25 protein-coding genes are annotated in these 25,662 nt (G+C 69.7%); 12 read left to right on the top strand and 13 right to left on the bottom strand.

Features of this window, described 5'->3' with window-relative positions; all coding sequences use genetic code 11:
• Positions 1-32: 32 nt before the first annotated feature.
• Positions 33-611 (top strand): hypothetical protein, encoded by a 579-nt coding sequence (locus VFB40_RS19080; protein ID WP_324852547.1) that lies wholly within the window; start codon positions 33-35, stop codon positions 609-611.
• Here VFB40_RS19080 and VFB40_RS19075 read toward each other — a convergent pair.
• Both VFB40_RS19075 and VFB40_RS19070 read right to left on the bottom strand, forming a co-directional pair.
• Entirely contained in the window at positions 595-765 is a 171-nt protein-coding gene (locus VFB40_RS19075) for a hypothetical protein (protein ID WP_324852545.1), read from the bottom strand. The genes VFB40_RS19080 and VFB40_RS19075 overlap by 17 nt on opposite strands.
• Before the next feature lie 187 nt (positions 766-952).
• Positions 953-1,732: an arylamine N-acetyltransferase family protein gene (locus tag VFB40_RS19070; protein WP_324852543.1), complete on the bottom strand. Its 780-nt coding sequence runs from the start codon at positions 1,730-1,732 to the stop codon at positions 953-955.
• Between the two features lie 64 nt (positions 1,733-1,796).
• On the opposite strand from VFB40_RS19070, the gene VFB40_RS19065 reads away from it, so the two are divergent.
• On the top strand, positions 1,797-3,488 hold the full coding sequence (locus tag VFB40_RS19065; RefSeq protein ID WP_324852541.1) for a hypothetical protein: 1,692 nt from the start codon (positions 1,797-1,799) through the stop codon (positions 3,486-3,488).
• Between the two features lie 428 nt (positions 3,489-3,916).
• On the opposite strand, the gene VFB40_RS19060 is transcribed toward VFB40_RS19065, so the two are convergent.
• Positions 3,917-4,168, bottom strand: coding sequence for a hypothetical protein (locus VFB40_RS19060; protein ID WP_324852539.1), 252 nt, complete (start codon positions 4,166-4,168; stop codon positions 3,917-3,919).
• Between the two features lie 117 nt (positions 4,169-4,285).
• On the opposite strand from VFB40_RS19060, the gene VFB40_RS19055 reads away from it, so the two are divergent.
• Both VFB40_RS19055 and VFB40_RS19050 read left to right on the top strand, forming a co-directional pair.
• A complete protein-coding gene (locus tag VFB40_RS19055) occupies positions 4,286-4,918 on the top strand; it encodes a LysE family translocator (RefSeq protein WP_324852537.1) in 633 nt (210 codons plus the stop codon).
• Between the two features lie 94 nt (positions 4,919-5,012).
• Entirely contained in the window at positions 5,013-5,777 is a 765-nt protein-coding gene (locus VFB40_RS19050; protein ID WP_324852535.1) for a peptidylprolyl isomerase, read from the top strand.
• 115 nt (positions 5,778-5,892) lie between these two features.
• On the opposite strand, the gene VFB40_RS19045 is transcribed toward VFB40_RS19050, so the two are convergent.
• Complete coding sequence (locus VFB40_RS19045; protein WP_324852533.1) at positions 5,893-6,339, bottom strand: anthrone oxygenase family protein; 447 nt, start codon at positions 6,337-6,339, stop codon at positions 5,893-5,895.
• A 91-nt stretch (positions 6,340-6,430) separates the two neighbouring features.
• Between VFB40_RS19045 and VFB40_RS19040 the strand changes: the two genes are divergently transcribed.
• The 3 genes from VFB40_RS19040 (at position 6,431) to VFB40_RS19030 (ending at position 8,937) form a co-directional block, all read left to right on the top strand.
• Positions 6,431-7,009: a TetR/AcrR family transcriptional regulator gene (locus VFB40_RS19040; RefSeq protein WP_324852531.1), complete on the top strand. Its 579-nt coding sequence runs from the start codon at positions 6,431-6,433 to the stop codon at positions 7,007-7,009.
• 148 nt (positions 7,010-7,157) lie between these two features.
• Positions 7,158-8,318, top strand: a complete 1,161-nt coding sequence (locus VFB40_RS19035; RefSeq protein WP_324852529.1) for a serine hydrolase domain-containing protein — start codon at positions 7,158-7,160, stop codon at positions 8,316-8,318.
• 118 nt (positions 8,319-8,436) lie between these two features.
• A complete protein-coding gene (locus VFB40_RS19030) occupies positions 8,437-8,937 on the top strand; it encodes a hypothetical protein (RefSeq protein WP_324852527.1) in 501 nt (166 codons plus the stop codon).
• Between the two features lie 104 nt (positions 8,938-9,041).
• Here VFB40_RS19030 and VFB40_RS19025 read toward each other — a convergent pair whose 3' ends face one another.
• A complete protein-coding gene (locus tag VFB40_RS19025; RefSeq protein ID WP_324852525.1) occupies positions 9,042-9,536 on the bottom strand; it encodes a heme-degrading domain-containing protein in 495 nt (164 codons plus the stop codon).
• The gene (locus VFB40_RS19020) at positions 9,533-10,615 is read right to left on the bottom strand and encodes a Gfo/Idh/MocA family oxidoreductase (protein WP_324852522.1); all 1,083 of its coding nucleotides are present in this window, start codon (positions 10,613-10,615) and stop codon (positions 9,533-9,535) included. The genes VFB40_RS19025 and VFB40_RS19020 overlap by 4 nt, the downstream gene beginning before the upstream one ends.
• Before the next feature lie 54 nt (positions 10,616-10,669).
• On the opposite strand from VFB40_RS19020, the gene VFB40_RS19015 reads away from it, so the two are divergent.
• On the top strand, positions 10,670-11,755 hold the full coding sequence (locus VFB40_RS19015) for an ROK family transcriptional regulator (protein ID WP_324852520.1): 1,086 nt from the start codon (positions 10,670-10,672) through the stop codon (positions 11,753-11,755).
• A 10-nt stretch (positions 11,756-11,765) separates the two neighbouring features.
• Here the strand turns inward: VFB40_RS19015 and VFB40_RS19010 are convergent, their stop codons facing one another.
• From VFB40_RS19010 to VFB40_RS18990, 5 genes are all read right to left on the bottom strand, one after another.
• On the bottom strand, positions 11,766-12,743 hold the full coding sequence (locus VFB40_RS19010) for an aldo/keto reductase (RefSeq protein ID WP_324852518.1): 978 nt from the start codon (positions 12,741-12,743) through the stop codon (positions 11,766-11,768).
• Positions 12,740-13,330, bottom strand: a complete 591-nt coding sequence (locus VFB40_RS19005; RefSeq protein WP_324852516.1) for a PadR family transcriptional regulator — start codon at positions 13,328-13,330, stop codon at positions 12,740-12,742. Before VFB40_RS19005 ends, VFB40_RS19010 begins: the two co-directional genes overlap by 4 nt.
• A 25-nt stretch (positions 13,331-13,355) precedes the next feature.
• Positions 13,356-14,237 carry a maleylpyruvate isomerase N-terminal domain-containing protein gene (locus VFB40_RS19000; RefSeq protein WP_324852514.1) on the bottom strand — a complete coding sequence of 294 codons (882 nt, stop codon included), beginning with the start codon at positions 14,235-14,237 and terminating at the stop codon, positions 13,356-13,358.
• 103 nt (positions 14,238-14,340) lie between these two features.
• On the bottom strand, positions 14,341-14,760 hold the full coding sequence (locus VFB40_RS18995) for a ribonuclease domain-containing protein (RefSeq protein ID WP_324852512.1): 420 nt from the start codon (positions 14,758-14,760) through the stop codon (positions 14,341-14,343).
• Positions 14,761-14,885: 125 nt separating this feature from the next.
• Positions 14,886-17,762: an AfsR/SARP family transcriptional regulator gene (locus VFB40_RS18990; RefSeq protein ID WP_324852510.1), complete on the bottom strand. Its 2,877-nt coding sequence runs from the start codon at positions 17,760-17,762 to the stop codon at positions 14,886-14,888.
• Positions 17,763-18,030: 268 nt separating this feature from the next.
• On the opposite strand from VFB40_RS18990, the gene VFB40_RS18985 reads away from it, so the two are divergent.
• The 3 genes from VFB40_RS18985 (at position 18,031) to VFB40_RS18975 (ending at position 23,636) form a co-directional block, all read left to right on the top strand.
• Positions 18,031-22,074: an SGNH/GDSL hydrolase family protein gene (locus VFB40_RS18985; RefSeq protein ID WP_324852508.1), complete on the top strand. Its 4,044-nt coding sequence runs from the start codon at positions 18,031-18,033 to the stop codon at positions 22,072-22,074.
• 182 nt (positions 22,075-22,256) lie between these two features.
• A complete protein-coding gene (locus VFB40_RS18980; protein ID WP_324852506.1) occupies positions 22,257-22,778 on the top strand; it encodes a hypothetical protein in 522 nt (173 codons plus the stop codon).
• Between the two features lie 489 nt (positions 22,779-23,267).
• A complete protein-coding gene (locus VFB40_RS18975) occupies positions 23,268-23,636 on the top strand; it encodes an iron chaperone (protein ID WP_324852503.1) in 369 nt (122 codons plus the stop codon).
• Positions 23,637-23,640: 4 nt separating this feature from the next.
• Here the strand turns inward: VFB40_RS18975 and VFB40_RS18970 are convergent, their stop codons facing one another.
• A complete protein-coding gene (locus tag VFB40_RS18970) occupies positions 23,641-24,873 on the bottom strand; it encodes an NAD(P)/FAD-dependent oxidoreductase (protein WP_324852501.1) in 1,233 nt (410 codons plus the stop codon).
• Between the two features lie 46 nt (positions 24,874-24,919).
• Between VFB40_RS18970 and VFB40_RS18965 the strand changes: the two genes are divergently transcribed.
• Complete coding sequence (locus tag VFB40_RS18965; RefSeq protein WP_324852499.1) at positions 24,920-25,372, top strand: MBL fold metallo-hydrolase; 453 nt, start codon at positions 24,920-24,922, stop codon at positions 25,370-25,372.
• 28 nt (positions 25,373-25,400) lie between these two features.
• Here VFB40_RS18965 and VFB40_RS18960 read toward each other — a convergent pair.
• The coding region (locus VFB40_RS18960; RefSeq protein WP_324852496.1) for a hypothetical protein at positions 25,401-25,662 on the bottom strand (262 nt) is incomplete at its 5' end.

The raw sequence follows: 25,662 nt of genomic DNA, 5'->3' as shown, positions 1-25,662 counted from the left end.
ATCCCAGGGGTCTGGTGTCGGGGGAGGGCGTCATGACGAGCGATGTCCAGCAGTGGCGGCCTTCGGGATCGATGCGCGCGGCCGGTGGGCTCTTGGCGGTGGCAGGCAGTGCGTTGGCCGGTCTGCTCTTCTACTGGGGCGTTAAGGGCGAAATGCCGATGCTGACTGGGCTCGTGGCGGCCGTTGGCGCTGCGGCCTTCGCGGCCATCGGCGTCGGCTACCTGCTGCGCTACCGGCTCGCGCTCGGCGGCGGGGTGCTGACGGTCGTGGGACTTTGGCGCACGCGCCGGGTTCCGCTCCAGCACGTCGTACGCGCGTACCCGGCCAAGTCCGGGATGGTCATTCTGCTCGACGACGGTCGGCGCATCCGAGCCCGCGCGGTGGAGACTGCCGCTTGCCGACGCTGGCCCCAGCCCGCGACTATCGTCCCCAGCAGGGCCGCGACGAGCACCGGCCCGAGCCACTGCGCGCCGTGCCTGAGTACGACTCCAGTGGTCGCACGGGCCGCCGAGCGGTTCATCGCGGTCGTCGCGATACGGGTGAAGGACGGCGCACGGCCGACGAGAAGAGTGATCTCAGCGAGAACGCCCGTGATCAGGGCGACGCGCTGAGCATTCCACCCGCGCGAAGTCTTCCATGCAGCACCGGGTCACGGCGTGCGCCGCCCCACAGATCGTCGTTCCAGTCGAATTCGCCGTCACCGGGCCGCGGCTCGTCATCGCGTTCGTCGAGGGCGGCCGCCGGGATGGATGATCGCAACTCCATCTCGCAGCCGTACCTTCCACGGTCGTCCGACAGGCAATCTGACCGCTTGCGCGAAGCGGACAGCGCAATCTTCGCATGAATCCTCAGGCCCTAAGGTGCGTTCGCAGCGAAGACCGGGTCACAAGCTGGCGCGCAGCCTGTGGCGATGACCGGATCGAGAACGCCTCAGCGACCTATAGGCGCGCCGTCAGTTGGCGACCTGGCTGTGGTCGGGCACGCGGGCGAGCGTGACGCCGAAGTGCGTGCGGTAAGCGGCGAGCACTTGCGCGTCGCCTTGCAGCGTTTCCTCGCTGCGTTCGCCGCCCCGTGTAGTGGTGATCAGCCTGCGGCCAGCGAGGGTAATCATGCCGGTGTCCGTCAGGATGGTGCAGAACGGCGAGCGCGTGAAGTGGGACGCGGGGGAGAAGCGCTGGTACCCGTGCGCGATGCTGAAGTCCGCAAGCTCGCGCGGGCGCTGTTCGATGCGGTACTGCGGGGTTTCGTCGCGGTAGACGTCGAGGTCGCCCTCAGGCGTCGTCTCGATGCGGAAAACGCCGCCAGGGTCCTTCTGCTCATCGCGCTCGTCCAGGCGCAGCGGGAACTCGCTGTGCCGGCCGAAGCCGACGTCCACGAGCCACGGCTCTTCGAGGTCGACGCGCAGCGCGAGGTGGTCGAACGGCGGGCCGAAGCCGTGCTCGCCGTGCACGCGCACGGCCAGCAGGCTCACCCGGTGGCCCAGGGCGCGCAGCAGCGCGGCCAGCAGCCCGTTCAGTTCGTAGCAGTAGCCACCGCGCCGCCGTGCGACGATCTTGTCGAAGAGCGCGTCCTCGTCCAGGGGCACGTCCTCGCCGAGGTGGATGCTCAGATTCTCGAACGGCACCGTGTGCAGGTGCCGGCTGTGCAAGCTGCGCAGGTACTCCGCGTCGGGACGGTCGGGACGCGGCAGGCCGATGCGCTCAAGGTATGCGGCGATGGACGATTCGTTCATGTGATGCGTTATCCCCGATTCAGTGGCGCGATCAGTCATCGATCGATACGCGATGATGGCAGCCGTGAGGGGAGAATCCGAAGTCTGGCGCGCGCTCGGGAGGCTGACGCCCACCGAGCGGCGGATCTGCACCGCGTTCCCGACCGGGGCCGAGGTCGACCTGCGGACCGGCGATGCGCAGATCGACGATCCAGCAGGCGCCGCCGACTGGCCGCCGGCCCGGGTGGTGCGTGCCGAGGTGCTGGCCGCGCTGCTCCTCGGTGCCGGGCGCACGTTTCCGGGCCGGGTCGCGGCGCTGCGCTTGCGCGGTGCGCGGATCACCGGACCGCTGCAGCTGGCACACGGCCGGATCGCCGCCTCCTGGCTGCTTGAACAGTGCCGCATCGACGAGCACATCGACCTGGAGGGCGGGCAGACCGGCTCCGTCTATCTGCGCGGCTCGCATCTACGAACCCTGTCCGCCTACAACGCACACATCGACGGCGTGCTCGCGGTGTCCGGCGCGACGATCAACGGCTCCGGCGCGCTCGCTCTCTACGCCGACAGCGTCACGATCGCGGGCGATCTGCGGGCACGCGACACGCGGGTGACCGGACCGATAAGCCTGATCGGGGCCGACATCAGCGGTCAGGTCATGCTCGTTGACGCGTGCATCACCAACCACGGCGGCAGGTCGCTGAACGCGGGTGGCATGAAGGTAGGGCGCAGCCTCAACTGCGCAGGAATGCGGGTGGTCGGCGAGGTCCGGCTGCCCGGGGTGCAGATCGGCAGCAGCCTGGTTTTCAACGGCGCCACGCTCGACGGCGCCGGGGGCACCGCGCTGTCGGCGACCGGGCTGACGGTCGCCAGCGACGTCTCCTTCCGGCAGGAGCTACCGGGGGCCGGACGCTGCTTCGCGTCGCACGGCGTTATGTGGATGCCCGGTGCGCGGATTGGCGGCAATCTCTATCTCAGCGGCGCTCGGCTCGACAGCGGCGGCAGCACGGTCGCGCTGCACGCGCGAAGGGCAAGCGTGGACGGCAGCGTGAACCTGGATCGGGGATTCTCCACGCGGGACGAGATCCGATTGACCGCGTCCAGGATCGGCGGCCTGCTCGACATCTCCGGGATGACGAGCCCTGACGCGCTGCTCATCCTCTACGGCGCGAACGTCGCCGGCGGCATCCGCGACGTCGGCGACTGCTGGCCGGGCCGCGTCGACCTCGACGGGCTCACCTACGGACCCTTCGACCCCTATCGGCCGGCGCGCCAGCGGCTCACCCTGCTGCGCCGCCAGATCAAGACGAACAAAACCGAGCCGGGCGGCTATCGGGCGCAACCCTACGAACAGCTCGCGGCCTACTACCGGGGTCTCGGCAACGACGGCCAGGCCCGCACCGTGCTGCTGGGCAAGTCCCGGGCCGCCCGCACCACCCAGCCCTGGTATCGAAGGCTGCCCGGCTACCTGCTCGACGGGCTGGTGGGCTTCGGCTATCGCCCCTCGCGCGCCATCGGCTGGGCTCTGGCGCTGCTCATCGGCGCGAGTGTGTATTACAGCACCGTGACACCGACGCGCGTGGACACCCAGAACACCTCGGAGTTCAACCCGGTGCTCTACACCGCGGATCAACTGATCCCGGTCATCCGGTTCGGCCAACCCGAGATATGGCAGTTCCACGGCGCCGCGGCCGCGGTCGGGGCAGTGCTCACCATCCTCGGCTGGACTCTCGGCATCGCGATCGCGGCAGGAGCCACCCGGGCGCTCACCCGCACCTGAGCTGCGGCCGGCCCGGCGTCGTCAGGACCCTGCGCAGGGACCGCCCAACCGCGGATCCCACACGATATGGGTGTCCCGACTATGGCTACACCCCAACTCGAAACTGTCGTGGGGAAGGCCGCGGCCTTGGGCTACAGGATGGAAACCTACCTGGTTTCGCACGCCGAACAGGCAGGCGAAGGCGTGGTAGTCGCGTTCGTCATACAGGGGCGACAGATCCATGGCGGCAAGCCATGGGTCGCCGGATTACTCAAACGGCGGCACCCGCTCGTGTGTGAACGACTGAAGATCGCCGGCATCGTGGGTTTTGTGACGCGGGGCTCGACCCAGGTGTGGGTACCGGTCGGGTGGAGGCCCTGACCGCATGCATTGAGGAGTTCACGTAGATCTCGTGGGCGGATATACCGCGCCGAGCGCGGTGGTGGTTCTCAACCAGACGGTCGGTTACGTTCGTCCGGACCGACATCGGGCGGAAGGTCAGGCTGCGGCTCGGCGCCGCTGGGGGTCAGTCCGGCCATCAGGTTATCTACCTGCGTCTGGGTCCAGGATGCGATCATCCGTTCCGGCGTCGCGTGATAGAGCTCGGCCAGCGCCACCAAGTCCTGCGCGACCCGCCTGGGCAGCGGTACCCGCAATGTGACCGTCTCCGGATCCTCGCCGCCCTGCCCCGTCCTCGTCACGCGGCCAGTGTCCCACGATGCTGCCAGCCCGGGTCCCCGGTCCCGCCGCCACCGTCGTGATCATGGCGGGTATCGACGCCCGATCGGCCATGCCGGACCGGACCGTAGACTGCGCGGGTGACCGTGCCTTCCGCGATAGCCTCGTTCGCCGTCGTGGCGGGCGTGCTGACGATCATCCCCGGCCTCGACACCGCGCTCGTGCTGCGCGCCGCCGTGACCAAGGGGCGTCGACACGCCTTCGCCACGGCTGTCGGCATCAGCAGCGGCGCGCTGCTGTGGGGAGCGTTGGCGGCGTTGGGCGCCACGGCCGTACTCACCGCATCGCATGTGGCGTACACGGCGCTGCGTATCGCGGGGGCGCTGTACCTGACATGGATGGGCGCCTCGATGCTGCGCCACAGCTTCCGGCGCCTCTCGGCCGAGCCGGATCTCCCGCAGGGCACTGCGTCGGACGGCACGCTTCTGCGGTCGTGGACCCGCGGTCTGACCACGAACCTGCTCAATCCGAAGATCGGCGTGTTCTACATGGCGATGCTTCCGCAGTTCATCCCGCAGAACTCGCCGCATCTGCTGATGGGGCTCGCGCTGGCCGGGGTGCACGACGTGGAGGGCATCGTCTGGTTCACCGGGCTGATCTTCAGCGCGCACCTGGCCGGGCGCTGGCTGCGCGGCGGCGCGGCGCACCGGGTCCTGGACCGGATCACCGGGTGCGTGCTCATCGGCTTCGGGATCAAGCTCGCGAGCGAGTGACGCCAAACCGGTGATCCCGAGCGCGTAGCGTTACATCCCCGGCTCAGCGGGGAAGGGCACCAGCGTCCCGATTAGCCATCAGGGAGCTGACGTCATGCGGATACCCACCATCACACGCCGTGCGGGCCGGATCTTCGCTGCGATGACCGTCCTGGTCACTGTCGCCGGCGCGGCCACCACCAGCGCTGCGGCCGACAACGCGTCCACGCCGGGCAGACTGGGCCAGTCCTCAGTGCGCGCTGAGAACGGCGCGGCCGCCGCGCCCGCAGCCACCACGCGCCAGACCACGGCCGCCGACCAGTGCGGCTTCGTCCCGGCGGTTCCAGCGGACCGCTTCAAGGGCATCCCCGTCTTCAATCCGGTCGCGGCCGCCCGGCCCTACACCGTCGTATTCCACACGACGCAGGGCGACATCACTGTCAAGGCACTGACGAGCGCTGCTCCGTGCACGACCTTCTCGTTCCGGTTCCTGATCGATCACGGGTACTACAACGGCACGCACTGCCACCGCCTTACGACCCAACGGATCTACGTCCTGCAGTGCGGTGACCCCACGGGCACCGGCAGCGGCGGCCCGGGCTACTCGTTCAACGACGAGAACCTGGCCGGCGCGACGTACCCGGCCGGCACGGTCGCCATGGCCAACGCCGGACCGAACACCAACGGCAGCCAGTTCTTCTTCACCTGGAAGGACACCAAGCTGCGCCCGAACTACACGCCGTTCGGCGTCGTGATCCGCGGCCTCGACGTGCTCCAGAAGATCGCCGCGGCCGGCGAGGACGACCAGAACAGTGCGGGTGACGGCTACCCGAACCTGTACGTCGGGTTCCGTGACGTGGACGTCCACGCAGGCCGATAGCGCGGGCGGAAAGCCGGGGGACGGCGGACGGACGTTGGCCGGGTGCACGTGTGCACGTGTGCACCCGGCCACTTAGTCCTTGCTTGATTGACGGTCACTTGGCCGTACCACAGGCTCAGACGAGCGCCGCGGCCAGCAGAGCGAACGCGGCGATGATGACGGCGACGCGAACGTAGTGGTAGCGGTCCCAGCGGTTCAACTGCTCCTTCCAGTCCTCCGGCCGGTTCTCGGGGGTCCAGGTCTTGCCTCGGTTGTTGATCGGGACGAGCAGCGCGAGGGACATGATCACGCTCAGGATCAGCAGCCCGGCGGCGGTGACGACGAGGCCGGTGCCGTGGTGGTGCCATCCAGCGATGGCCCATAGCGCGCTAAGAATGAGAGAGCCGATGTACCAGAACGGCATCACGGCGCCGAGCATCCGGCCCCCGTGGGCGCGGCCGAGTTGGCCACCGTCGCCGGGCAGCGCGTTGAAGATCGGATTGAGGACGAAGGCGACGGAGAATTCGACCCCCACCATCACGCCGACGACCACGATGGTGACGACCTGGAGCGCGTTGAGCATGATGTCCCCTCCTGGGATCTAGCGCAGCTAGCTGATGTGTCAACACTAGACCTACTGTCGCTTGATTGTCTAGCAGTGCTAGGATCTAGTCATGTCGGTACAGGAACGCAAGGAGCGCGAGCGCGCGGACCGCGAACGCCTCATCGTGGAGACGGCGCGCGAACTCGCCGAGCAGCAGGGCTGGGACGCGGTCACCACCCGCCGGCTCTCCGAGCGCATCGAGTACAGCCAGCCGGTCCTCTATAGCCACTTCCGCGGCAAGCGCGAGATCATCGGCGCCGTCGCGCTGCAAGGCGCCGCCGAGATGGCCGTGGCGCTAAGGGCGGCGGCCCGCGCCGCTAAGGGCCCGCGCGACCGGGTCACCGCCCTCGCCCGCGCCTACCTCGACTTCGCCACACGCAACCCGGCGGTCTACGACGCCATGTTCCAGCTCGACGGCGGCCTGGCGTTCGCGCAGGAGGACACCCCGGAACCGCTCAAGGACGCCTTCGCCGCACTGCTGGAGAGCCTCGAAGAGGTGGCCGGCGACGGCGTACACCCGGGGCTGTTCACCGAGGTGTTCTGGGCGGCCCTGCACGGACTGGCGACCCTCACCCGAGCCGGACGTCTCCCGCCGCAGGACGCCGAACGCAGGACGCAGCTGCTGGTGGACCGGCTCGCCGTGCTCTGACACACCATCCGGGAACGTGCTAACCCCCGCCGATTGCAGGGGGTTAGCGCCATGGGCCCGCGGCCGGATGGTTCGAAACACTGTGACGAGTCAGTCCGGTGAGATGAGTCAATCCGGTGAATCGCAGAGAGCCGAGAAAGAGTTTCCCATGCGTCCTGGCAGATTTGCGGCATGCGCCGCGGTGGCGGCACTCACGGTGGGCACGGCCGGTGCCGCGCATGCCGCGTCCGCAGCCGATGCAAGCCCGGCAAGTGCCCCGAAGGCGGCGGCGAACTACGGTGACGTGGCCGGGATCCTGCGGCGGCTAACCACCACCGACGGAGCGCCGGGGGCGCTGGCCGAGATCAGCGATGGGCGCGGCCGAACGACGGTGCTGACCAGTGGCGTGGCGGACGTGGCCACCGGAGCGCCGATGGCTGCGGACAGCAGATTCCGGATCGGCAGCATGACCAAGATGTTCGTCGCCACCGTGGTGCTCCAACTCGTCGCAGAGCACAGGGTTGAACTCGACGCGCCGATCGAGCGGTATCTGCCCGGCATGGTGCGCGGCAACGGCGACGACGGCCGGAACATCACGGTGCGCCAGCTGCTCCAGCACACCAGCGGCCTGCCCGACTACATGGACTACGTCAGCGAGCAGAGCGTCATCTCCGATCCGCTGACGCACTACAGCCCGCAGCGCCTGTTGAGCCTCGCCTTGGCCCATCCGGCTCTGTTCGCGCCCGGGACCGGGTGGAGCTATTCGAACACCAACTACGTGCTCGCCGGGCTGCTCATCAAGGCGGTAACCGGCCACCCGTACGGCGAGGAGATCAAGCGGCGCATCATCGAGCCGCTTCGCCTGCACGACACCTTCGTGCCCGCGGACCAATCGGAAATCCCCGGTACGCACCCGCACGGATACGCCGAGCCGCCGGCCTCCGCGCCGGTCGACGTGAGCGAGTTCAACCCGTCGGTGGCCTACGCTTCCGGAGCCATGATCTCCAGCGGCACGGACATGAACCGGTTTCTCAGTGCTCTCCTACACGGACGGCTGCTTCCTCCCGCGGAACTGCGCGCGATGCAGACCACGACTCCGACCGGTGATGGATCCGGGAGCAGGTACGGTCTGGGCCTAGAAAGCGTGCCGCTGCCGTGCGGCGGCCAGTTCTGGGGACACGACGGCGGCATCTTGGGCTTCGAGACGATGAGTGGTGCGACGCCCCATGGCCGCCAAGCGACGGTGATGGTCAACCTCAACCCCGGTGGCACCCAAGCGCAGGACGCTGACATACAAGCCGCCGTGACCGCAGCCCTGTGCGAGGCGTAGGACGTCCTCCGCTGACCGCTCGCTTCCCAAGTCGGGTGCCACACAAACGCCACGCGAATGCCACCGGCGCGAACGAAGATTGCGGCTGCCCAATCGACATGGAAGTGAGGAGTAGCAAGTGAAGCTTGATTTTCGACGCAAGCTCATCGCGGGTGCAGCCGTCTGCGTCGCGGCAGGATTGGCCGTGGTCACCGGCGCTGCAGCCAACGCTGCGACTGTCGCAAACGGCGCCGCCGCATCAACGCGAACGGTGCAGGTGCAGCTGAAGGTGCCGTCCTCGAACGGCGTGCGTCCCAATGCCAGCGCCGGGGGACAGATCTACCTGTGCCACATAGCCATGAGCGGTGGCGCGGTCGAAGACAACTACGTGGACGTTTCGTTCGGAGCGACCTGTCAGCTCCCGAGCTTCATCGTCAACGGCGACGTCACCTTCGCCAACAACGGCCATTTCTACGCCGCGTCCAGCACCATCGGCAAGAGCAACGGCGCCGGCACGTGGTTCTCGGCCAAGGCGCAGAAGGGCGGGACGATCGGCTATCGCAGCGCCCTGTGGTGCGTGGATATCACGCTCAGCAACGGAGCTGTCGGCAGCGGTTGCCTTGAACTCACTGGCATGTAGCCGGGTCATGCGGCGTGAGGGCTGACGTTATCCGCCGGTGCATCCCTGTCGCAGCGCAGGGATGCACCGGCTCACGTCGTCGAACCCCCTGCTCCCGGCGGCTGTCACGCGTCTCGGTGAGACAGAGTACTGAGGTAGTGCTCGAGCGCGGCAACGACGAGGTCGTGGTCGTCGCCTTGCGGTAGGCCGGAGACCGTGACCGTGCCGACGACGCCGGTGCCGGCCACGGTGATCGGGAACGCGCCGCCGTGCGCGGCATAGGTGTCCGGGTCGAGCCGGGAGCTCTCCTCGAAGGTGGTGCCTTTCGCGGCGCAGCGCAGGCCGACCAGGTATGAGGCGTGTGCGTAGCGATCTACGGTGCGGACCTTGCGCAGGATCCACGCGTCGTTGTCGGCGCTGGTGCCGGGCAGCGCGCAGTGGAACAGCTGTTGGCTGCCGCGCCGGACGTCGATCGTGACCGGCGCGGAGCGCTCGCGGGCCAGCTGCACCAGCGTGGTGCCGAGCTGCCAGGCGTCATCGTTGTCGAAGTGCGGCAGGACCAGGCGGCGTTCCTGCTCTTCGATACGGGCGATCAAGGCGCTGATCTCCTCGTGGTTCACGCGGCCGCCGCCCCGGTGTGGAGAAGGGACACGGTGCGGTCTTCGGCTGCTGAGAGGCGCGCGGCCTCCAGGACCTCGAGTGCTGTGATGGCGTCGGCAGGGTCGACGGGCGGCGGGCCGCCGTCGCGCAGCGCGGTCGCCACGGCGGCGTAGAAGGCGGGGTAGTCGCCGGGCAGGGACGGATACGGCCGCTCGTCGCCGGGTGTGCCGAGTATGCCCCAGTCCCGTTCGGCCGGCGCGCCCCAGCCGGGGCCGGGTCGCGCTCCGGCTGCCAAGGCGTCTTCCTGCGGATCCAGGCCGTAAACCGTGTACGCGGCGCGGTCGCCCAGCACTCGGAAGCGCGGGCCGGGCTGCGCGGCGAGCGCGCTCATCCACAGCTGAGAGCGCACGCCGGACGCGTGCGTGAGGGTGATGAACGTGTCGTCGTCTATTGCGGCGCCGGAGCGGCGCGAGTCTGTCTCGGCATAGACCAGCAGGGCGGGGCCGAACAGGTGCAGCGCCTGATCGACCAGGTGGCTGCCCAGGTCGTACAGCAGGCCGCCCGCGTCGACAGGGTCAGCCGACTCGCGCCAGCCGGCTTTGAGCGCCGGGCGCCAGCGCTCGAAGCGCGACTCGAAACGGTGCACCGTGCCCAGCGCGCCCTCGGCGATGAGCTTTTTGACGGTGCGGAAGTCGGTGTCCCAGCGCCGGTTCTGAAAGACCGTCAGCAGCAGTCCCTTCGCGGTGGCGAGGGCGGCCAGGTCGCGGGCCTCGGCGGCCGTGGCGGCCAGCGGCTTGTCGACGACGACCGGCAGTCCGGCCTCCAGGGCGGCGCGCGCGACCGGGACATGGGCCCGGTTCGGCGAGGCGATCACGACCAGGTCGAGCCGCGCGGGGTCGGCGAGCAGCTGCGCGGCGTCGTCCACGGCTCGCGCGTGCGGGTACTCGCGGGCGAGCCGGGCGCGCCGGTCGGGATCCGCGGTGGCCACGGTGTGCAGTCGCAGGCCCGGGACGGCCTCGATCAGCGGAGCGTGGAACACGGCTCCGGCCAGGCCGAAGCCGACCAGGCCGACGCGCAGCGGGGCGGTGGAGTCGCTCATGCGCCCAGTTAAGCAACACTGTTGTTTAAGTGCAAGGGTGGGCACAATGGCGCCATGGATCTGCATCAGGCGGCCGGCGCCAACCTCACCGGGCTGCGCGACCACAACATGGCGCTGGTGCTGGGCCTGCTGCGCGCCGACCCTGACGGCGGCAGCCGGGCGCAGCTCGCCGAGCGCACCGGGCTGACTCCGCAGGCGATCAGCAAGATCGTCGCCCGGCTGCTCGACGACGGCCTGGTGCAGGAGAGCGGGCGCGGCGCCTCGACCGGAGGCAAGCCGCGCACGCTGCTGCGGCTGCGGCCCGACGCGGCCTGCGCGATCGGTCTCGCGGTGGACCGGCACGAAAGCACCGTGCTGCTCAGCGACCTGATGGGCGGCGAGCGGTCGCGCGCCACGAAGGACGTCGGCTTGGCCACCGCCGAGCCCGCCCGGGTCGTCACGCTGCTGGCCGAGATGGTGCGTGAAGCAGCCGACGCGGCGCCGCCCGAAGCCCGCCTGCTCGGCGTCGGCGTGGGCTGCCGCGGCCCGCTCGACTACGCCACCGGCGTGCTGCACCGCCCGGCGGGGCTGGCAGCCTGGGACCGATTTCCACTCAGGCAGGCCCTCACGGAGCAACTGGACGGGATCGCGGTGCACGTGGACAAGGACACCAACGTCGCCGCGCTCGCGGTAGCCGCCCCCGGCCCCGGCAGCACCGCGTACCTGCACCTAGCCGACGGCGTCGGCGCCGGCCTGCGGCTGGACGGTGCGATCTACCGCGGCGCGCGCACCAACGCGGGCGAGTTCGGCCACCAAGTCGTCCAGCTCGACGGCCCCACGTGCAGCTGCGGCCAGCGCGGCTGCCTGGAAGCGCTGTGCCTGGCCGCCCTCGCCGACGGCGACCACAGCACCGCGGCCGGCCTGCTGGGCCTCGGCGCCGCCAACCTCGTCCGCCTGCTCGACGTCGACCGGATCGTCCTGGGCGGCCGCGTCGTCTTCACTGAGCCGAAGCTCTACCGGCGCGAGGTCGCCGCCCAGCTCGCCGCGCACCTCCCGGACCCGCAGTGGCAGCACGTCACCGTCGACCTCAGCCCGGCCGGCGCGTCCTCAGTCGCCGCGGGCGCCGTCGAACTCGTCCTCGGCACCCTCTTCGGAGCCTGAGAACGGACGCTCAGCGTTCGATCATCTTCATCTGATCCTCGGTGTGGTGGGCACCGGCGGGCGCGCCGAGCGCGGTGAGGCTCGCGATCTGCTCGCCGGTCAGCTCGACGGCGTCGGCGGCGAGATTCTCTTCCAGCCGGGCGACGCGGCGGGTGCCGGGGATCGGGACGATGTGCTCGCCCTGGGCCAGCAGCCACGCGAGCGCGACCTGCGCCGGGGTGGCGCCCGCCTCGGCGGCCACGGCCTCGACCTGCTCGACCAGGCGCAGGTTGTGGGCGAAGTTCTCCTCGCTGAAGCGGGGGTTGCTGTGGCGCGAGTCGTCGGCGGCCAGGTCCTCGCGGCTGCGGATCGCGCCGGTCAGCATGCCGCGGCCGAGCGGGGAGTAGGCGACGAAGCCGATGCCCAGTTCGCGCAGCAGCGGCAGGACCACCGGCTCCTGGTCGCGCGTGAACAGCGAGTATTCCGATTGCAGGGCGGTGACCGGATGCACGGCGTGGGCGCGGCGGATCGTCTCGGGCCCGGCCTCGGACAGCCCGTAGTGGCGGATCTTGCCCTCGGCCACGAGCTCGGCGAGGGCGCCGACGACCTCTTCGATCGGCGTGCCGGGATCGACGCGGTGCTGGTAGTACAGGTCGATGTGGTCGGTGCCCAACCGGGTGAGCGAGCCTTCGACCGCGGTGCGGATGTTCGCGGGGCTCGAGTCGACGTTCCAGGGGCCGGCGCCCGCGTGGGAGACCAGGCCGAACTTCGTGGCCAGCACGACCTGCTCGCGCCGGTCCCTGATGGCGCGCCCGACCAGCTCCTCGCCGGTGAACGGCCCGTAGATCTCGGCGGTGTCAACGAGGGTGACGCCGAGGTCGAGCGCCCGATGGATGGTTCGGATCGCCTCGGTCTCGTCTAAGCCGGTGCGACTGTAGACACCGGCCATGGTCATCGCGCCCAGGCCGATGCGTGCGACGTCGAGGGTTGCGAGCGTGGTGTGCTTCAAGGCTTTGGCCTTTCGTAGCCGACGGGGTCGGTCAGTCGGTCGGGCGTTCCGGTGAGTTCCGGGGGCAGGCCGTCGATCCAGCGCAGCGTCGTGCGCGCGGACGCGATGCCGTATTCGAGGATTGCCATGAGGTGCGGGTCCGCGGCCGATTCGGCGGCCTCGAGGTTCTTGCGCAGCTTGAGGTACTCGGCCAGCAGCCCTGCCTGGTGCTCGCGCTGTTCGCGCAGGATGGCGGCCAGCTGGTGCGGTGCGATGTGCCTGCCCAGGGCGACGAAGAGCAGCAGCGGCAGCCGCATCGTCGCCTCGCCCGGACCGGCCGCCGCCCAGTGCGCGAACGCCTGCCTTCCCGCCTCGGTGATCGCGTACGGGCGTGCGTCCCGGCGCCCGACCGGCCCCGGCTCCACGAGCCCCGATTGGGCCATCGCCGCGAGTTCGCGGTAGACCTGGCTGCGGGTCAGCGACCAGAACGGACCGATCACCTGCTCCGCCCAGGCGGCCAGGTCCCAGCCGGTCAGCGGGCCGTCGTGCAGGAATCCGAGCAGCGAGGCCGCGGTGGGGTTGATCGCGGGGGAGTCGTCGCGGTTCATGTCGCGGCAGACTCGTCCGACGCGGTCACGGGGTGAGGAAGAGGCCGCGCATCTGCAGTCCCAGCCAGGGTTTGCGGCCGAAGGCGAGTGTCCGACCGGTGAGCACGGCGTGCCCGACGGACTGGCGGGCGTAGCCGATCATGAGGGCGGAGCACGCATTCATGGATACCACACAGTCGACGTCCTGCCCGTCGACCGGCGCGGTCCGCACCTGCCCGTCGCTGATGCGCAGCACGAACGCCGCGCCGCCGCGAACCCGGATCTCGAAGCTGCCGCGGAACCCGTGGGCGCGGTCGGCGTCGAGTAGCAGCGGCAGCATCTCGCTCATCACCGTCGGCGCCACGAGCACGGCGGCCTCGACGTTTGGCAGGGCTCTGCGACCCACGGCTCGCGCGAGGTCGTGGCCGTGCACGAGCGTCTCGCTGACGGCGAGCGACGCCAGCGTGCCGACGGTGCGTGTCCGCCCCGGGCCGTACCACGGCGCCGGACAGGAGACCAGTGGATCAGGCTCCTTACCGAGCACTTCGATCAGCTCCGCCGCGGCGGCAGCCAGAGCGTCCGCGGCCTCGGCCTGCCCCTTGTATTCGATCAGCGAGACCGCGAAGGCATTGGCCGCCGCGACCGTCTCCGGCAGCGTGCGGCCCGGCGCGATCACGTCGTCCAGGGCCGTGGCCGCGAACTCGCCGCGCATCGTCGCCGCAAAGCTCTGATAGACGGTGCACAGATGCGCCGTCACCTGGCCCACCGTCCAAGCCAGGCCGGGCACCGGCGTATCGAGCCGATCCGCTGCGCGCACGCGCTGTGCAACCCGGCTGCTCTCGACCGCGAAGGCTTCGCGGATCGCAGGCAGGTCCGGTACGACGGTCATCATGGCGAGCAGTCTGCAGTGCTGGTCACCGGGCGTCAAGACCGAGCACATTGGACGGTCGGGGGGGATCTGGATGCGTTTCGGTCAGGCGCCGGACCAGCGGCGAACCGTCGGTCCGGCGCCTGGCTGCATCTAAGCGTTCTTACAGCTGGTAGAAGTCGGAGTAGTGGTCCGGCGAGTACCAGACCGTGCCGGTCGTGAAGTCCACGACGATGCGGTAGGCGTCGCGGTGCGCACCGCAGGAGCGCGGGTAGACGTCGTACTCGTAGAAGGTGTCGCCGGCCGGCAGCTGGCCGTCGTAGTTGTAGTACTCGCCGCCCGCGTAGCTGCACTGGCCGTTCGGCCAGTCGTACCAACCGCGGCTCGTCGGGTATCCCAGCGAGGACCAGGTCGAGTTGGCCGAGGCCGCGTCGGAGCATCCGGCGATGGTGCACGAGCCGTACACCGCCGCCTGGGCGGGGGCGCCGCTGACGGCGGACAGACTGAGCGTGAACGCGAGCGCGGCGATCAACGCGACGAGCCGCTTGCTCCAGGAAGATGCGAAGTGAGACCGAATCGGCACAGTGCCTCCAAGGCAGAGGGCTGAGGTGGGTGCCGTCAGTCTGACCACCTCGACTGAAGATCAGGTGTACCGTCGATGACGAAAGGCATACGCACGGCTATCGCCCTGCGGCATTCGAACCGCGCCTAGTGCCGGCCGGTATCACCGCGATCGAGGATGAGGTCCCCGTCGCGGTCCGCCGGGCTCGAAGTGTCTGGATCGGGGCTGAGCGGGTGGCCCGGCGAGGGCAGGTCGTGGTCGAGGGCGAGGAGCCGGGCGCGCACCTCGGCCGCCGCCGGATCGCCCAGGGCGGCGAACGCCGCGGCGGCGTCTCGCCAGTGCTTGCGGCTTTCGCGCCGGTCCCCGTTCTGCAGCGCGACGTGGCCGAGGTAGTTCAGCGCCCAAGCCTGCGCCTGCAGGTCGCCGATCTGCGACGCCAGGTCCACCGCCTCGTGCAGGAGGCGGGACGCGGCGGACAGGTCGCCCTGGCCCGCTCTGGCGTTGGCCAGGTGGGAGAGCGTGAACACCTCGACCCGGCGGTTGGCGACCTCGCGCTGGATGACCAGGGCGCGCTGGGCGTACTGCTCCGCTTCCCGGTATCTGGAGAGCTTGCAGTACGTCTCGCTGAGGTTGTTGAGTACGACCCCTTCGTCTCTGTGGTTGCCGTCGGCCGCGTGGATCGTAAGGGCCGTGAGATAGTACTTGATCGCGTCGTCGAGGCGATCCGACTCCATGAAGACGTTGGCGATGCCGTTCAGGGCCACGCCTTCGCCGCGCCGGTCTCCGGTCTGGCGGTGGATGCTCAACGCGGCTCGGTACCGGTCGAGGGCTTCACTGAACCGGCGCGGGTAGTAGAACGCGGTGGCCAGCCCGTAATTCATGACCGCCTGACCGTGCGGATCGCCGGCGGCCCGGGCGCAGGACAGGCCGAGCTGGTAGGTGTCGATCCAGTCCGTCCACGGCTTGCGCAGGTCGAAGTAGCTGAACAGGCCCCAAGCCAGGGTCCACGCCGTGCGGTGGCGCTTGTACCGCGCGGCTTTGAAGATCGCGGCGGCCAGGTTCGCCCGCTCCCGGTCGAGCCAGGCGAGTGCCTCGCGGCGGTCGGCGGGGGTCGGATGCGGCGGCGCCTCCGGTGGCCGGTCGAGCGGCTCTCGGTAACGCAGCGGGTCGAGGACGAAGTCGGCCGCTACGGCGGCGGTTGAATGCCAGTCCAGCCAGCGGTCGAGCGCGCCTTCCACGTCTGCCGCCGGTTCGGTCTCGCGGGCGCGGTCAGCGGCGTAGGCACGCAGCAGGTCGTGTAGGCCGAAGCGGCCGTCGGCGGTGCGCTCGATCAGGTGCGCGGCGCAGAGCCTTTGCAGTGTGGCGTCCGCGTCGGCGAGTGAGACATCGAGCATTGCGGCGACGGGAGCGGCGTCCGTATCAGGACCCGCTAGCAAACCGAGCAGGCGGAAGGCGCGCGCATCGGTTTCGCGGAGCGTGTTATAGGAGTGGTCGAAGGTGCGGCGCACTGTCTGGTGCGCGCCTCCGAGCAGCGTGACTCGGCCACCCTGCTGTATCTGCGCGACATAATCGCTCACCGAGAGCGTCGGATGCTTTTCCAGGTGCGCGGCCGCCAACTTGAGCGCGAGTGGAAGGTGTCCGCACAGATCCGCGAGCTCAGCGGTTGATGCGTGATCGGCGAACCGATCCGCTGAGGCCGCGCGGTCCGCGAGCATCGCGTGTGAGTCCTGCGCGTTCAATGGCCGCAAGTCGACGCGGACGGCTCCATGACTGCGCGTCAGCTCGTCGAGCGGTGTTCGGCTGGTGAACAGTACGGCGCTACCGCCGCTGTCGGGCAGAAAGAGAGCGGCGGTAGCGGCGTCGGGGACGTCGTCGATGACGAGCAGCGCGCGGCGCCGCGCGAGGACGGACCGATAGCGCCCGGCGAGTTCGTCCTCGTCGATGGGCGGCTGAGCCGCGGGCCCGCACAGGTCGCGCAGGATCCGCCGCAACGCCGCCGGTGCGCTGACCCGCTCGAGGTTCGAGTGGCTGTGCAAACAGACGAACAGTTGCCCGTCGGGGAACTCGCCGCGGACCTGGTGCGCCCAGCGCAGGGCGAGGCAGCTCTTGCCCACTCCGGCGGTGCCGGTGACGACGCCGACCAGTGGCGCGGGCCGCGCGGCGGTCAGGCGGTCGTGCAACGCGTCGCCGAGCACGGCGAGTTCCGTGCCTCGACCGTAGAACCTGCGCTCCGGCGCCCGCAGGCTGCTCCGTCCTTCGGCCGCCCTCGGCCGATCGGAGGCATCCGATCGCAGGATCACGCGATGCGTCGCGGCCAGCTCCTCGCCGGGTTCGAGGCCGAACTCGCCGGCGAGCAGCTCGCGAGCCTGTCGGAACACCGCGAGCGCCTCGGTTTGGCGCCCCGAGCGATACAGGGCGATCATCAGCTGGACGGCGAACCGCTCACGCAACGGATGGCGTTCGACGAGCAGCCGCAGCTGCGGGCAGACCGCCTGGTGCCGGCCGAGCGCCAGGTCCGCTTCGATGCGTTGTTCGAGGGCTGCTAAACGCTCGTCGGCCAGCCTGGTCGCTTCGTCGGCGAGCGCGCCGTGCAGGACGACGTCGTCCAAGGGATCGCCGCGCCACAGGTCCAGCGCGGCGCTGAGGGTGTCGGCCGCGCTCTGCACCTCTCCTCGGGCCAGTTGCGCTCGCCCGAGCTCGTGCAGCCGGTTGAACTGCGCCGCGTCCAGCTCGTCATCGCGGACCTGGAGCCGGTAGCCGTCCGGGACGCTGACGAGCGGGCAGTCCTCGCCGGCCTCGGTCTGCAACAGCCGTCGCAGACGCCAGATATAGGTGGCCACCGATCCGCGGGCGCTGGACGGCGGAGCGGGCCCCCACAGCTCGTCGATGAGCCGGTCGACCGTGACGATCTGGTTGGCGCGCATCAGCAGGACCGCGAGCGTGGCCCGTTGCTTGGCGGACGAGATCGCTACCGCCTGCTCGCGTACCACCAGCAGCGTGGGTCCCAGAAGGCCGAAACGCATAACGCGCCCATCATGGTGCTGACTCAGTGGCCCTGACGATACACCAGCGCGAAGCCCTGGCGGCGTGTTCGCGTGCATCGTGGCTGGTCATCGCCCGATAGATCGTCCGTAGATCCGCGGCTGCGACGCTGCTGCCGACGGCGAGCCGCCGACTGGCCGGCCGGCGACGCGACGTCCTTGAGGGTGAAGACCGCGAGACGGGATGCCGATGATGTTCATGCGGGGTCGACGGCGTCGGGCGCTGACCGCAGCACTCTGCGTCGCTCTGGTGGGATGGACTCCGGCCTATGCCGCCGCGCGGCCGGTCGACACCGGTCACTCGCCGAGCGCCGTCGCCGACGACGACGTGGTCGTCGGCGACGGCGACACTACCGGCTACCACCTGTACACGGCGGCGGCCGCGAACGGCTGGAAGTGGCGCGCGCTGGCCTCGATCCAACCCGGCGGCTATGAGGACGAGCGCTGGATCGGCCAGCAGTGCCTGACCGGCGACGGGCGCACGGTGGTCGCCGTGATCGCGCCGTGGAGCGCGAACAACAGCGAAGCCGGGATGAACGCCGGTGCGTTCGCGTACACGGTGAATCTGGCGACCGGCGCGGTGCGCCCGGTGGCGTCCGGTGTCTCGCTCGCCTACTTCGACCCCGGTTGCGGATCAGGTTCCATCGCGGCGCTGACCAGCTATCTGGCCACCGGGCAAAGCAGGACGCGTATCTCCGTTCTCGACACTGCCACCGGTCGCCTCAGCGGGGGCGCCACGGTCGCGGCGGAACTGACCGCCGCGACCGTGGCGGGCGGGCGAGTCCTGGCCGCGCGCGGCTCAGACCTCGTCGATGTCACCGCGGGTCGAGTCAGCGTCGTGCGACACTTCGCCGGACAGCTGTCCGACCTGAGGGCGGCCTCGGACGGCGGCGTGGACCTGCTCGAGCAGGTATCCGCCGGGCGCTCGCGTATCTGGCACTGGACCGCAATCGGCGCCCAGCAGGTCGGCTCCGGCCCCACCGCGACGCTGCAGCTGCTGCCGGGGGCACGCGGACGCAACCAGGTGGCCGGCGCTTCCTCCCTCACCCGCGACAGCGGTCTGCTCTCGGTCGATCTGCCCGCTTCCGCCACCGCGCTGGCCGCGTCGTCACGCGGCGGTCTGGTCGTGCTTTCGGACACGGCGGCTCCCGCCGACTCCGTGCACAGCGGCGACCCCGACGTATCCGTCTGGCGGCCGGGCTCCGCCGCATCCAGCCGCGTCCCGCTGCCCGCCGCATCCGCGCGGCGCACCCTCGCCGTCCCCTCCGTCTCGGCCGCGGGCACCGCGCAAACCGCGCCACGCGCGGCCGGTCCGCGCGTGACTCAGGCAGCTGAGACGTCGATTCCCCAGTGCGCCGTGCCGCGCAACGACATCTTCAAACAGGTGTGGCAACCGAGCGCCGATCAAGTGCGGTGGGCAGTGAATCAGGCCGCGCTCAGCGCGCTCGCTCCGCCGAACACCGGCGACGCGCGTCCGCCCGCCAACCAGATGTACACGGTCAACGACGCCTCATACGCGGCGCTGCCGACCACGTACCCCTCCCAGCAATGGCCGCTGACCAACCTCGCTCCGGCGGGCAGCGGACCCGCGGTCACCGTTCCGCCACTGGTCATGTACGGGATCCTGGCGCAGGAATCGAACTGGGAGCAGGCCAGCTGGCACGCCCTGCCCGGCCGCGCCGGCAATCCGCTGGTCGCCGACTACTACGGAGTGAACAGCGCGAGCAACGCCAGTGGTGCGATCGACTACAGCTATTCGGACTGCGGCTACGGCATCGCCCAGGTGACCAGCGGCATGCAGAACTCTGCGTATCCCGGCGCCACGGGCTCGCTGGACGCGGCGTCACAGGACACGCTGGCCGTCGACTACGCCTCCAACATCGCCTACGCCGAGATGCTGCTCCAGATCAAGTGGACGCAGCTGCAGAACCTCGGCATCAAGCTGAACAACAACGACCCGACGAAGGTCGAGAACTGGTACGCCGCGATCTGGGGCTACAACTCAGGGGTCTACACCGCTCCGAACAGCGCGAACGGTCTCGGCTGGTTCAACAACCCGGCCAACCCGATCTATCCGAGCCGCCACACCTTCCTGCACAACGGGGCCGTCCAGACCCTGGGCGACGCCGCGACGCCGCAGCGCTGGCCGTATCAGGAGAAGGTCTTCGGCTGGATGGAGGTGCCCCTGGAGGACAACGGCGTCCTGGACTACCGGGGCACCTACGACTGGGACACGAATAAGGGTTCGTTCTTGAACACGCCGGACGCCAAGTACTTCTGCAGCACCACCGTCAACAACTGCGACCCCTTGCAGATCGGCGCGAACCCCTGCCCGGCCGACAGCAGCGCCTGCTGGTGGAACGCCCCGGCGACGTGGGTGACCAACTGCGCCACCGCATGCGTCACGGACACCCCCTCGAACGCGCCCAACAACCACATGTACTACGACGTGCCGGGACTGCCCGAACCGGCGTCCAGCCCGGTCGGCCCGGACTGCTCGGTCGGCGCAAGCACCCCGGTCAGCGGCGCCAACGGCAATCTGCTGGCCGGTACGGTGCTGATCGACGACGAGATGATCGCCAGTCAGAACCCCGGTCACCGCACGCCCAACCTGATGGGCTGCGCCGGAACCAACACGCAACTCGCCCCCTCCGTACAAGCCTCGTTCTCCCTCCTCGCGAGCGACGGCAAGCCGATCGACGCCGCCGCCGGCCCCGGCGAGTCCGGGCAGATCGACCTGCACCAACTCGGCGGCGGCCTCGGCGGTCACCTGTTCTTCACCCACACCGAGCCGAGTACCGACACGGCGGATCAGGTCAAGGGCGTCTGGTCCGCGACTCTGCCGGCAGACGCCGGCTACGGCACGGTGTACCAGCTCATGGCGTTCGTACCCGATATCGCCGCCGCGACGGCGCACGCCGCGTATCAGGTCTCGATGGGCGGAACGCCGGCCACCTACACCAGCTTCGGACCACCGGGCACGCGCCACGCACCGATGGTGCGCACCATCAGCCAGGCCGCCTACACGAACCAGTGGATCAACCTCGGCTACTACCTGTGCGGCGGACCCGACATACAGAACGGGGCCACCACTGGCCCGTCCAGCTGCTCGGCCTCCGTCACCCTCAGCAACCTGACACCCAGCAGCGACTCGACGCAGGGCTCGGACATCGCGTACGACGCGGTTGCGTTCGTGCCCGCACCGCTCGGCGCCTATGTCGCGATGGGCGACTCCTACTCTTCCGGCGAGGGTCTGCAGGGAGGGTTCGCCGACGGCACCGACGTCACCGAGAACCTGGCAGGCGATCACGGCAACCTCTGCCACGTCAGCAGCGGCGCCTGGCCCGGCATCTACGCACCGCAGTCCGACGTTCCCCTGGTCGACCTGGCCTGTTCCGGCTCGAACATGTGGGACGAGGCCGGCGTGCTCGACTACATGAACCTCAAGACCATCACCGGCGCCCTCGCCAACATCGCCGTCCCTGCCGACAACGGATCCGTGTACTACACGCCGCCGCCGACCGGCGGCACGCAAAGCCAGTTCCCGCCGAGCGCCGGCAACTGGCAGCCGAACGGTCACACCACGATCGCGTACCACGTCACCGCGACGGGCAAGCCCGTGGACACCTGGAGCGACCAGGGCGGCGGCTCGGACTACTACTACGAGGCGAGCTACCAGGCTGAGCTGGTCAGAGCCCTGCGGCCGAAGTTCGTGTCGGTCACCCTCGGCGGCAACGACCTCGGCTTCGCGAGCATCGTCCAGGACTGCATCCTGATCCACGGCGAGTGGGGCGACCGCGGCCCCTGCTATCCCGACTACGCCAACACCAGCGGCCCGGACAAGATCGACACCAAGCTGGCCAGCCTGGTCGGCCCGTGGACCGCCGCGTTCAAGACGATCGCGGCCGCGGCCGGCTCGCCGAACAAGGTGATCGTCATGACCTACGCCGCCCCGATCAGCGCGACCACGGCGAATCTGGGCGCTGACAACTTCGACTGCTCCGGGATCACGCTGCAGGACCGGCAGTGGCTGGTGCCGAAGGTCGGCACCCTCGACAGCGATCTGGTCAAGGCCGCGCAGGCGGCCGGCATCCCGGCTCAGAACATCGCCAACGAGGTGAACGCGTTCGCCGGACACGAGCTGTGCACCGGGACGCCGTTCGTGACCGAGCCCGGCTCGACGCTCAGCGTCTCGGAGCAGGACAACTTCTTCCACCCGAACACCGCGGGCTACAACAAGCTCGAGCAGGACTTCGTGGCCGTCCTGCACGGCAGCAAGGTCCCCGGTGAATGATGCGACAGCGACAGACCCCTTCGACACCGACACCAGCGGGAACGTCAACATCGTCACGTGCCTGAACAACCGGTTCGTACATTGCACCGATTGGTACGTCTGGCCCTCTTCCCCGACCTGGTCGAATCAGCTCTATGCGAAGCCCAGCCGCACACCCTACAGCGAACGAACGGAGACCTGACATGTCTGCCGAACCGGAACTTGAGCCTCAGCTCGGCCAGAACCCTCGCGCCCGGGTACGGACGGGCAGGATCCTGCTCGCGGTCGGCATGGCGGCAGCCGGCATCGCCGCCGCCCCTTCCGCTGCCCAGGCGTACGTACCGAACCAGCCGCCCTGCTACGGAGCGACCTGCGTGGGCAAGTCGCCGTACATCACGAACCGGGACGGGGAAAGCTGCGTCACCGGCGTTCCGGGCGCCAACAACGGTGCGAGCACGATCGCGTACGTGGACGCCCCCGGCGACGGCACGGACAGCAACCGCGCGATCCTGCGCTGGTCGTCGTTCTGCGGCGCCAACTGGACGAAGTGGGAGGGGACCTCGCCCGGCTATGCCGACTACTGGGCGCAGTCCGGAGACGGCCACCGGGAGACTCCGGAGGGCAGCGGCTACACGTACATGGTGGACGGCACGCAGGTGGCCCGAGCGTGCGTCGTGCCTTATACGTTCGGCGAATACGCCGCCGCCTGCACCGGCTGGTACTAACCGCCGCGCCGCACGTTCTCAGCGTTCGGATGTGACGCGCGTGCGGTTGTGTCGTCGGGGCGGGTGCGCGCGCGGGATGGCGCCCATAGGATGTGGCTGATTCGAGCGCTGAGATCCTCGTCGCCGCGCCGCGAGCGTGGCAGTCTTTGGAGGTCGCGATGCGGCTGAACCGTCCTGCGTTTTCCCGCCTGCCGATGCGGCGGGTGCGTCTTGCCGGCGCCGGCCTGGCCGTGCTCGGCGTGGTCAGTCTGAGTCTGGCAGCCGTTCCCGCCTGCGGAGGTGGGGGTGGTACTGGCGACGACGCGGTGCACCTGCAGGCCGCCGTCGCGCCGGCGGCGCTGGCTGTAGCCGGCGGGAGCATTGCCCCGGACTGTGGGGGCGGTGGAAGCACCGGGGATAACTAGGCGGTGCACCCTGCGGGTGTCCGCCACTCACTCGCGTGGATGCCGCCGGGTGCCGCCGAGCCGTCTGGGGTGAGAGGCTGGCAAGGTGGCACCCACCGATATCGATGCCTATCTCGCGCATCTCGCCGAACCCCAGCGGCGGACGCTGAGCAAGCTGCGAGCGGACATCCGCGCGGTGCTGCCTGAGGCTCAGGAGTGCATCTCCTACGGAATGCCCGCGTTCAGAGTCGAAGGCACAGTCGTCGCGGGGTTCGCCGCCTTCAAGAACCATCTCAGCTATCTGCCGCACAGCGGGTCGGTGCTGCCGGCGCTCGCCGATGATCTCGCCGAGTACACGATGACGAAGGGCTCCCTGCACTTCCCGACCGACCAGCCGCTTCCGCGCGCGCTCGTACGCAAGCTGATCAGCACCCGGTTGCAGCAAGCCGACATCGAGCGCGGCTTGGGTACCTGAGCGGTCAGCGCGTGGCGGCGGCCGCCGGCGAGCCCCACGGGCTGAGCGCGCGCAGTGCCATCGAGGCGGTGAACGGGCCGAAGTCGAACAGGACACTGAGAACCGTCGGGTCCCGCTGCATCGCCCGTACCAGGACGGCCGACAGGACGCGGCTTTTCATCAGCGTGATGATGACCCGGCTGGAGGCGATCTGCCGTCGGTGGCGCGCCCGGAACTCCCGCTCGAAGAGGGCCAGCGCGTCCGCCACGGCCGAGTCATCCTCCAGCCTCGCCGGCAACGCACGCACCAGCTGCGCTGCGGCGGTCACGGCATAGGCGATCCCTTCGCCGCTCACCGGGTTGATCATCGAGGCCGCGTCGCCGATCAGCGCGGCACGGGGGTAGACCAGGCGCGGCATGCCGGCGACGTGCGGCAGGTGGTGGGCCCGCCGCTGGCGCAGCTCGCCGCAGATGACCCCGCGCGCCCGCATCGCGTCGGCGTGTGCGTCGAGGAGCTTCGGCAGGTCGGCGCCGCGTTCGCGCAGCGTGCCCAGGGAACCGCCTACGCCGATGTTCACCTGGTGCTCGCCGACCGGGAAGACCCAGCCGTACCACGGCAGCAAGTCACGGCTGAATTCGAGCATCAGACTCGCAGTGGCCGCGCTCGCCCACGGAGTCGGGCTGCGTGCGTAGGCTCGGATGGCGAGGCCCGCGTGCCGCGACCTGTACGGCTCCTGACGACCGGTCAGCGCCCTGCGCACGAGCGAGTAGGCCCCGTCGGCGCCCACCACGAGCCGCGCGTCGACAACGCGGCGATCCCCACTTCGATCGCGCAGCACGACCCTGCGATGGCCCGCGCACGGCGTCATCTCCAGGAACCGCGTTCCGCTCAGGTCGTCCGCGCCTGCCGCGATCGCTGCCCGAAAGAGCCGGTTGTCGAACTCGAGGCGCGGAATGACGTAGCCGGTCGCCGGCTCGCCGCCGATGGTGGGAATGGCGTTCTCCGTCCGCGTTCCGCGCGGGCCGAAGATGGTCACGGTATCGATGGGCGCGTACCCGCTGAACAGCTCGCTGAGCCCAAGCTGCTGCGCCAGCCGCACCGCACCTGGGCCGATTCCGTCGCCGCACGCCTTATCCCGCGGGAACGTGTGCCTGTCGATCAACGCGACGCTGAAACCGCGACGAGCAGCCGCGTAGGCCGCGACAGCTCCGGCCGGCCCAGCGCCGACGACGGCGATGTCGAACAGCTCGTGTGCCACTCACCGAGTCTGGCACACGCGCGATCACGACCCCGTGAGCCGCCGAATGCGCGCTGACCCGCCGTGTGTTCAGGCGTGTCCGCTCGGCCTGGTCACTGCGCTGCCCGCGGACGGCGGGCCGGTGCCGGGGGAGCTCATCGAGCACGAGGCGCACGCCGCCGGCCACGCCGCGGTCCTGCTCGCGGAGCGTGGCGTCCTGCTCGCCGGTGACATGCTCTCCGATGTGCTGATCCCGCTGCTCGACCCGCGACGCCCCGGTCAGCTGGGCGCTTACGAGGCGGCATTGGACCGATTGGGGGAGGCCGTCGAGCACGTCGACGTTCTGATCCCCGGTCACGGCGCCGTTGCCCAGGGCCCCGAGGTGGCGGCCCGTCTCGCCGCCGATCGCGCTTACATCGAGGCGCTGCGGCGGGGCGAGGAACCGGCCGACGCGCGGCTGAGCCGAGACTGGCTCTCCGGACCCCACCGCTCGAACCTGGAGCAGGCCCGAGCGCAGTAGGTCCGACTAACGGGCTGTCCTATGACTTCTATGACTGATGGCTCGCGGACGAGGCGCTGATGACGTGCTCGGCCTTGCTCACGTCGGCGTCGAGACGCTGCTTGAAGGCGGCGAGCGCGGCGCTGTGCGACGCGATGTACTGCGCGTCGTAGCCGGATTGCGTCGCGATCGCGAGCCCCATGTACCCGGTGGTCTGCTTGCACTTCAGATCGGCTACCGCCGTGGGGATCTCCACCGCCTTCAGGAACTCGGCCTGCTGCTGCGGATCGCCGGGCGGGTTCCGCCATCGT

Source organism: Actinocrinis sp., assembly GCF_035650855.1.
Classification (GTDB): domain Bacteria; phylum Actinomycetota; class Actinomycetes; order Streptomycetales; family Catenulisporaceae; genus Actinocrinis.
The sequence above is the reverse complement of the archived record's forward strand: the minus strand, read 5'-3'. Positions and strand labels throughout refer to the sequence as shown.

Coding starts and splice junctions, on each gene's coding strand:
- VFB40_RS19080 (WP_324852547.1), top strand. CDS start 33: ATGACGAGCGATGTCCAGCAGTGGCGGCCTTCGGGATCGATGCGCGCG.
- VFB40_RS19075 (WP_324852545.1), bottom strand. CDS start 765: ATGGAGTTGCGATCATCCATCCCGGCGGCCGCCCTCGACGAACGCGAT.
- VFB40_RS19070 (WP_324852543.1), bottom strand. CDS start 1,732: ATGAACGAATCGTCCATCGCCGCATACCTTGAGCGCATCGGCCTGCCG.
- VFB40_RS19050 (WP_324852535.1), top strand. CDS start 5,013: ATGCGGATACCCACCATCACACGCCGTGCGGGCCGGATCTTCGCTGCG.
- VFB40_RS19045 (WP_324852533.1), bottom strand. CDS start 6,339: ATGCTCAACGCGCTCCAGGTCGTCACCATCGTGGTCGTCGGCGTGATG.
- VFB40_RS19040 (WP_324852531.1), top strand. CDS start 6,431: ATGTCGGTACAGGAACGCAAGGAGCGCGAGCGCGCGGACCGCGAACGC.
- VFB40_RS19035 (WP_324852529.1), top strand. CDS start 7,158: ATGCGTCCTGGCAGATTTGCGGCATGCGCCGCGGTGGCGGCACTCACG.
- VFB40_RS19020 (WP_324852522.1), bottom strand. CDS start 10,615: ATGAGCGACTCCACCGCCCCGCTGCGCGTCGGCCTGGTCGGCTTCGGC.
- VFB40_RS19015 (WP_324852520.1), top strand. CDS start 10,670: ATGGATCTGCATCAGGCGGCCGGCGCCAACCTCACCGGGCTGCGCGAC.
- VFB40_RS19005 (WP_324852516.1), bottom strand. CDS start 13,330: ATGAACCGCGACGACTCCCCCGCGATCAACCCCACCGCGGCCTCGCTG.
- VFB40_RS18990 (WP_324852510.1), bottom strand. CDS start 17,762: ATGCGTTTCGGCCTTCTGGGACCCACGCTGCTGGTGGTACGCGAGCAG.
- VFB40_RS18980 (WP_324852506.1), top strand. CDS start 22,257: ATGTCTGCCGAACCGGAACTTGAGCCTCAGCTCGGCCAGAACCCTCGC.
- VFB40_RS18965 (WP_324852499.1), top strand. CDS start 24,920: ATGCGCGCTGACCCGCCGTGTGTTCAGGCGTGTCCGCTCGGCCTGGTC.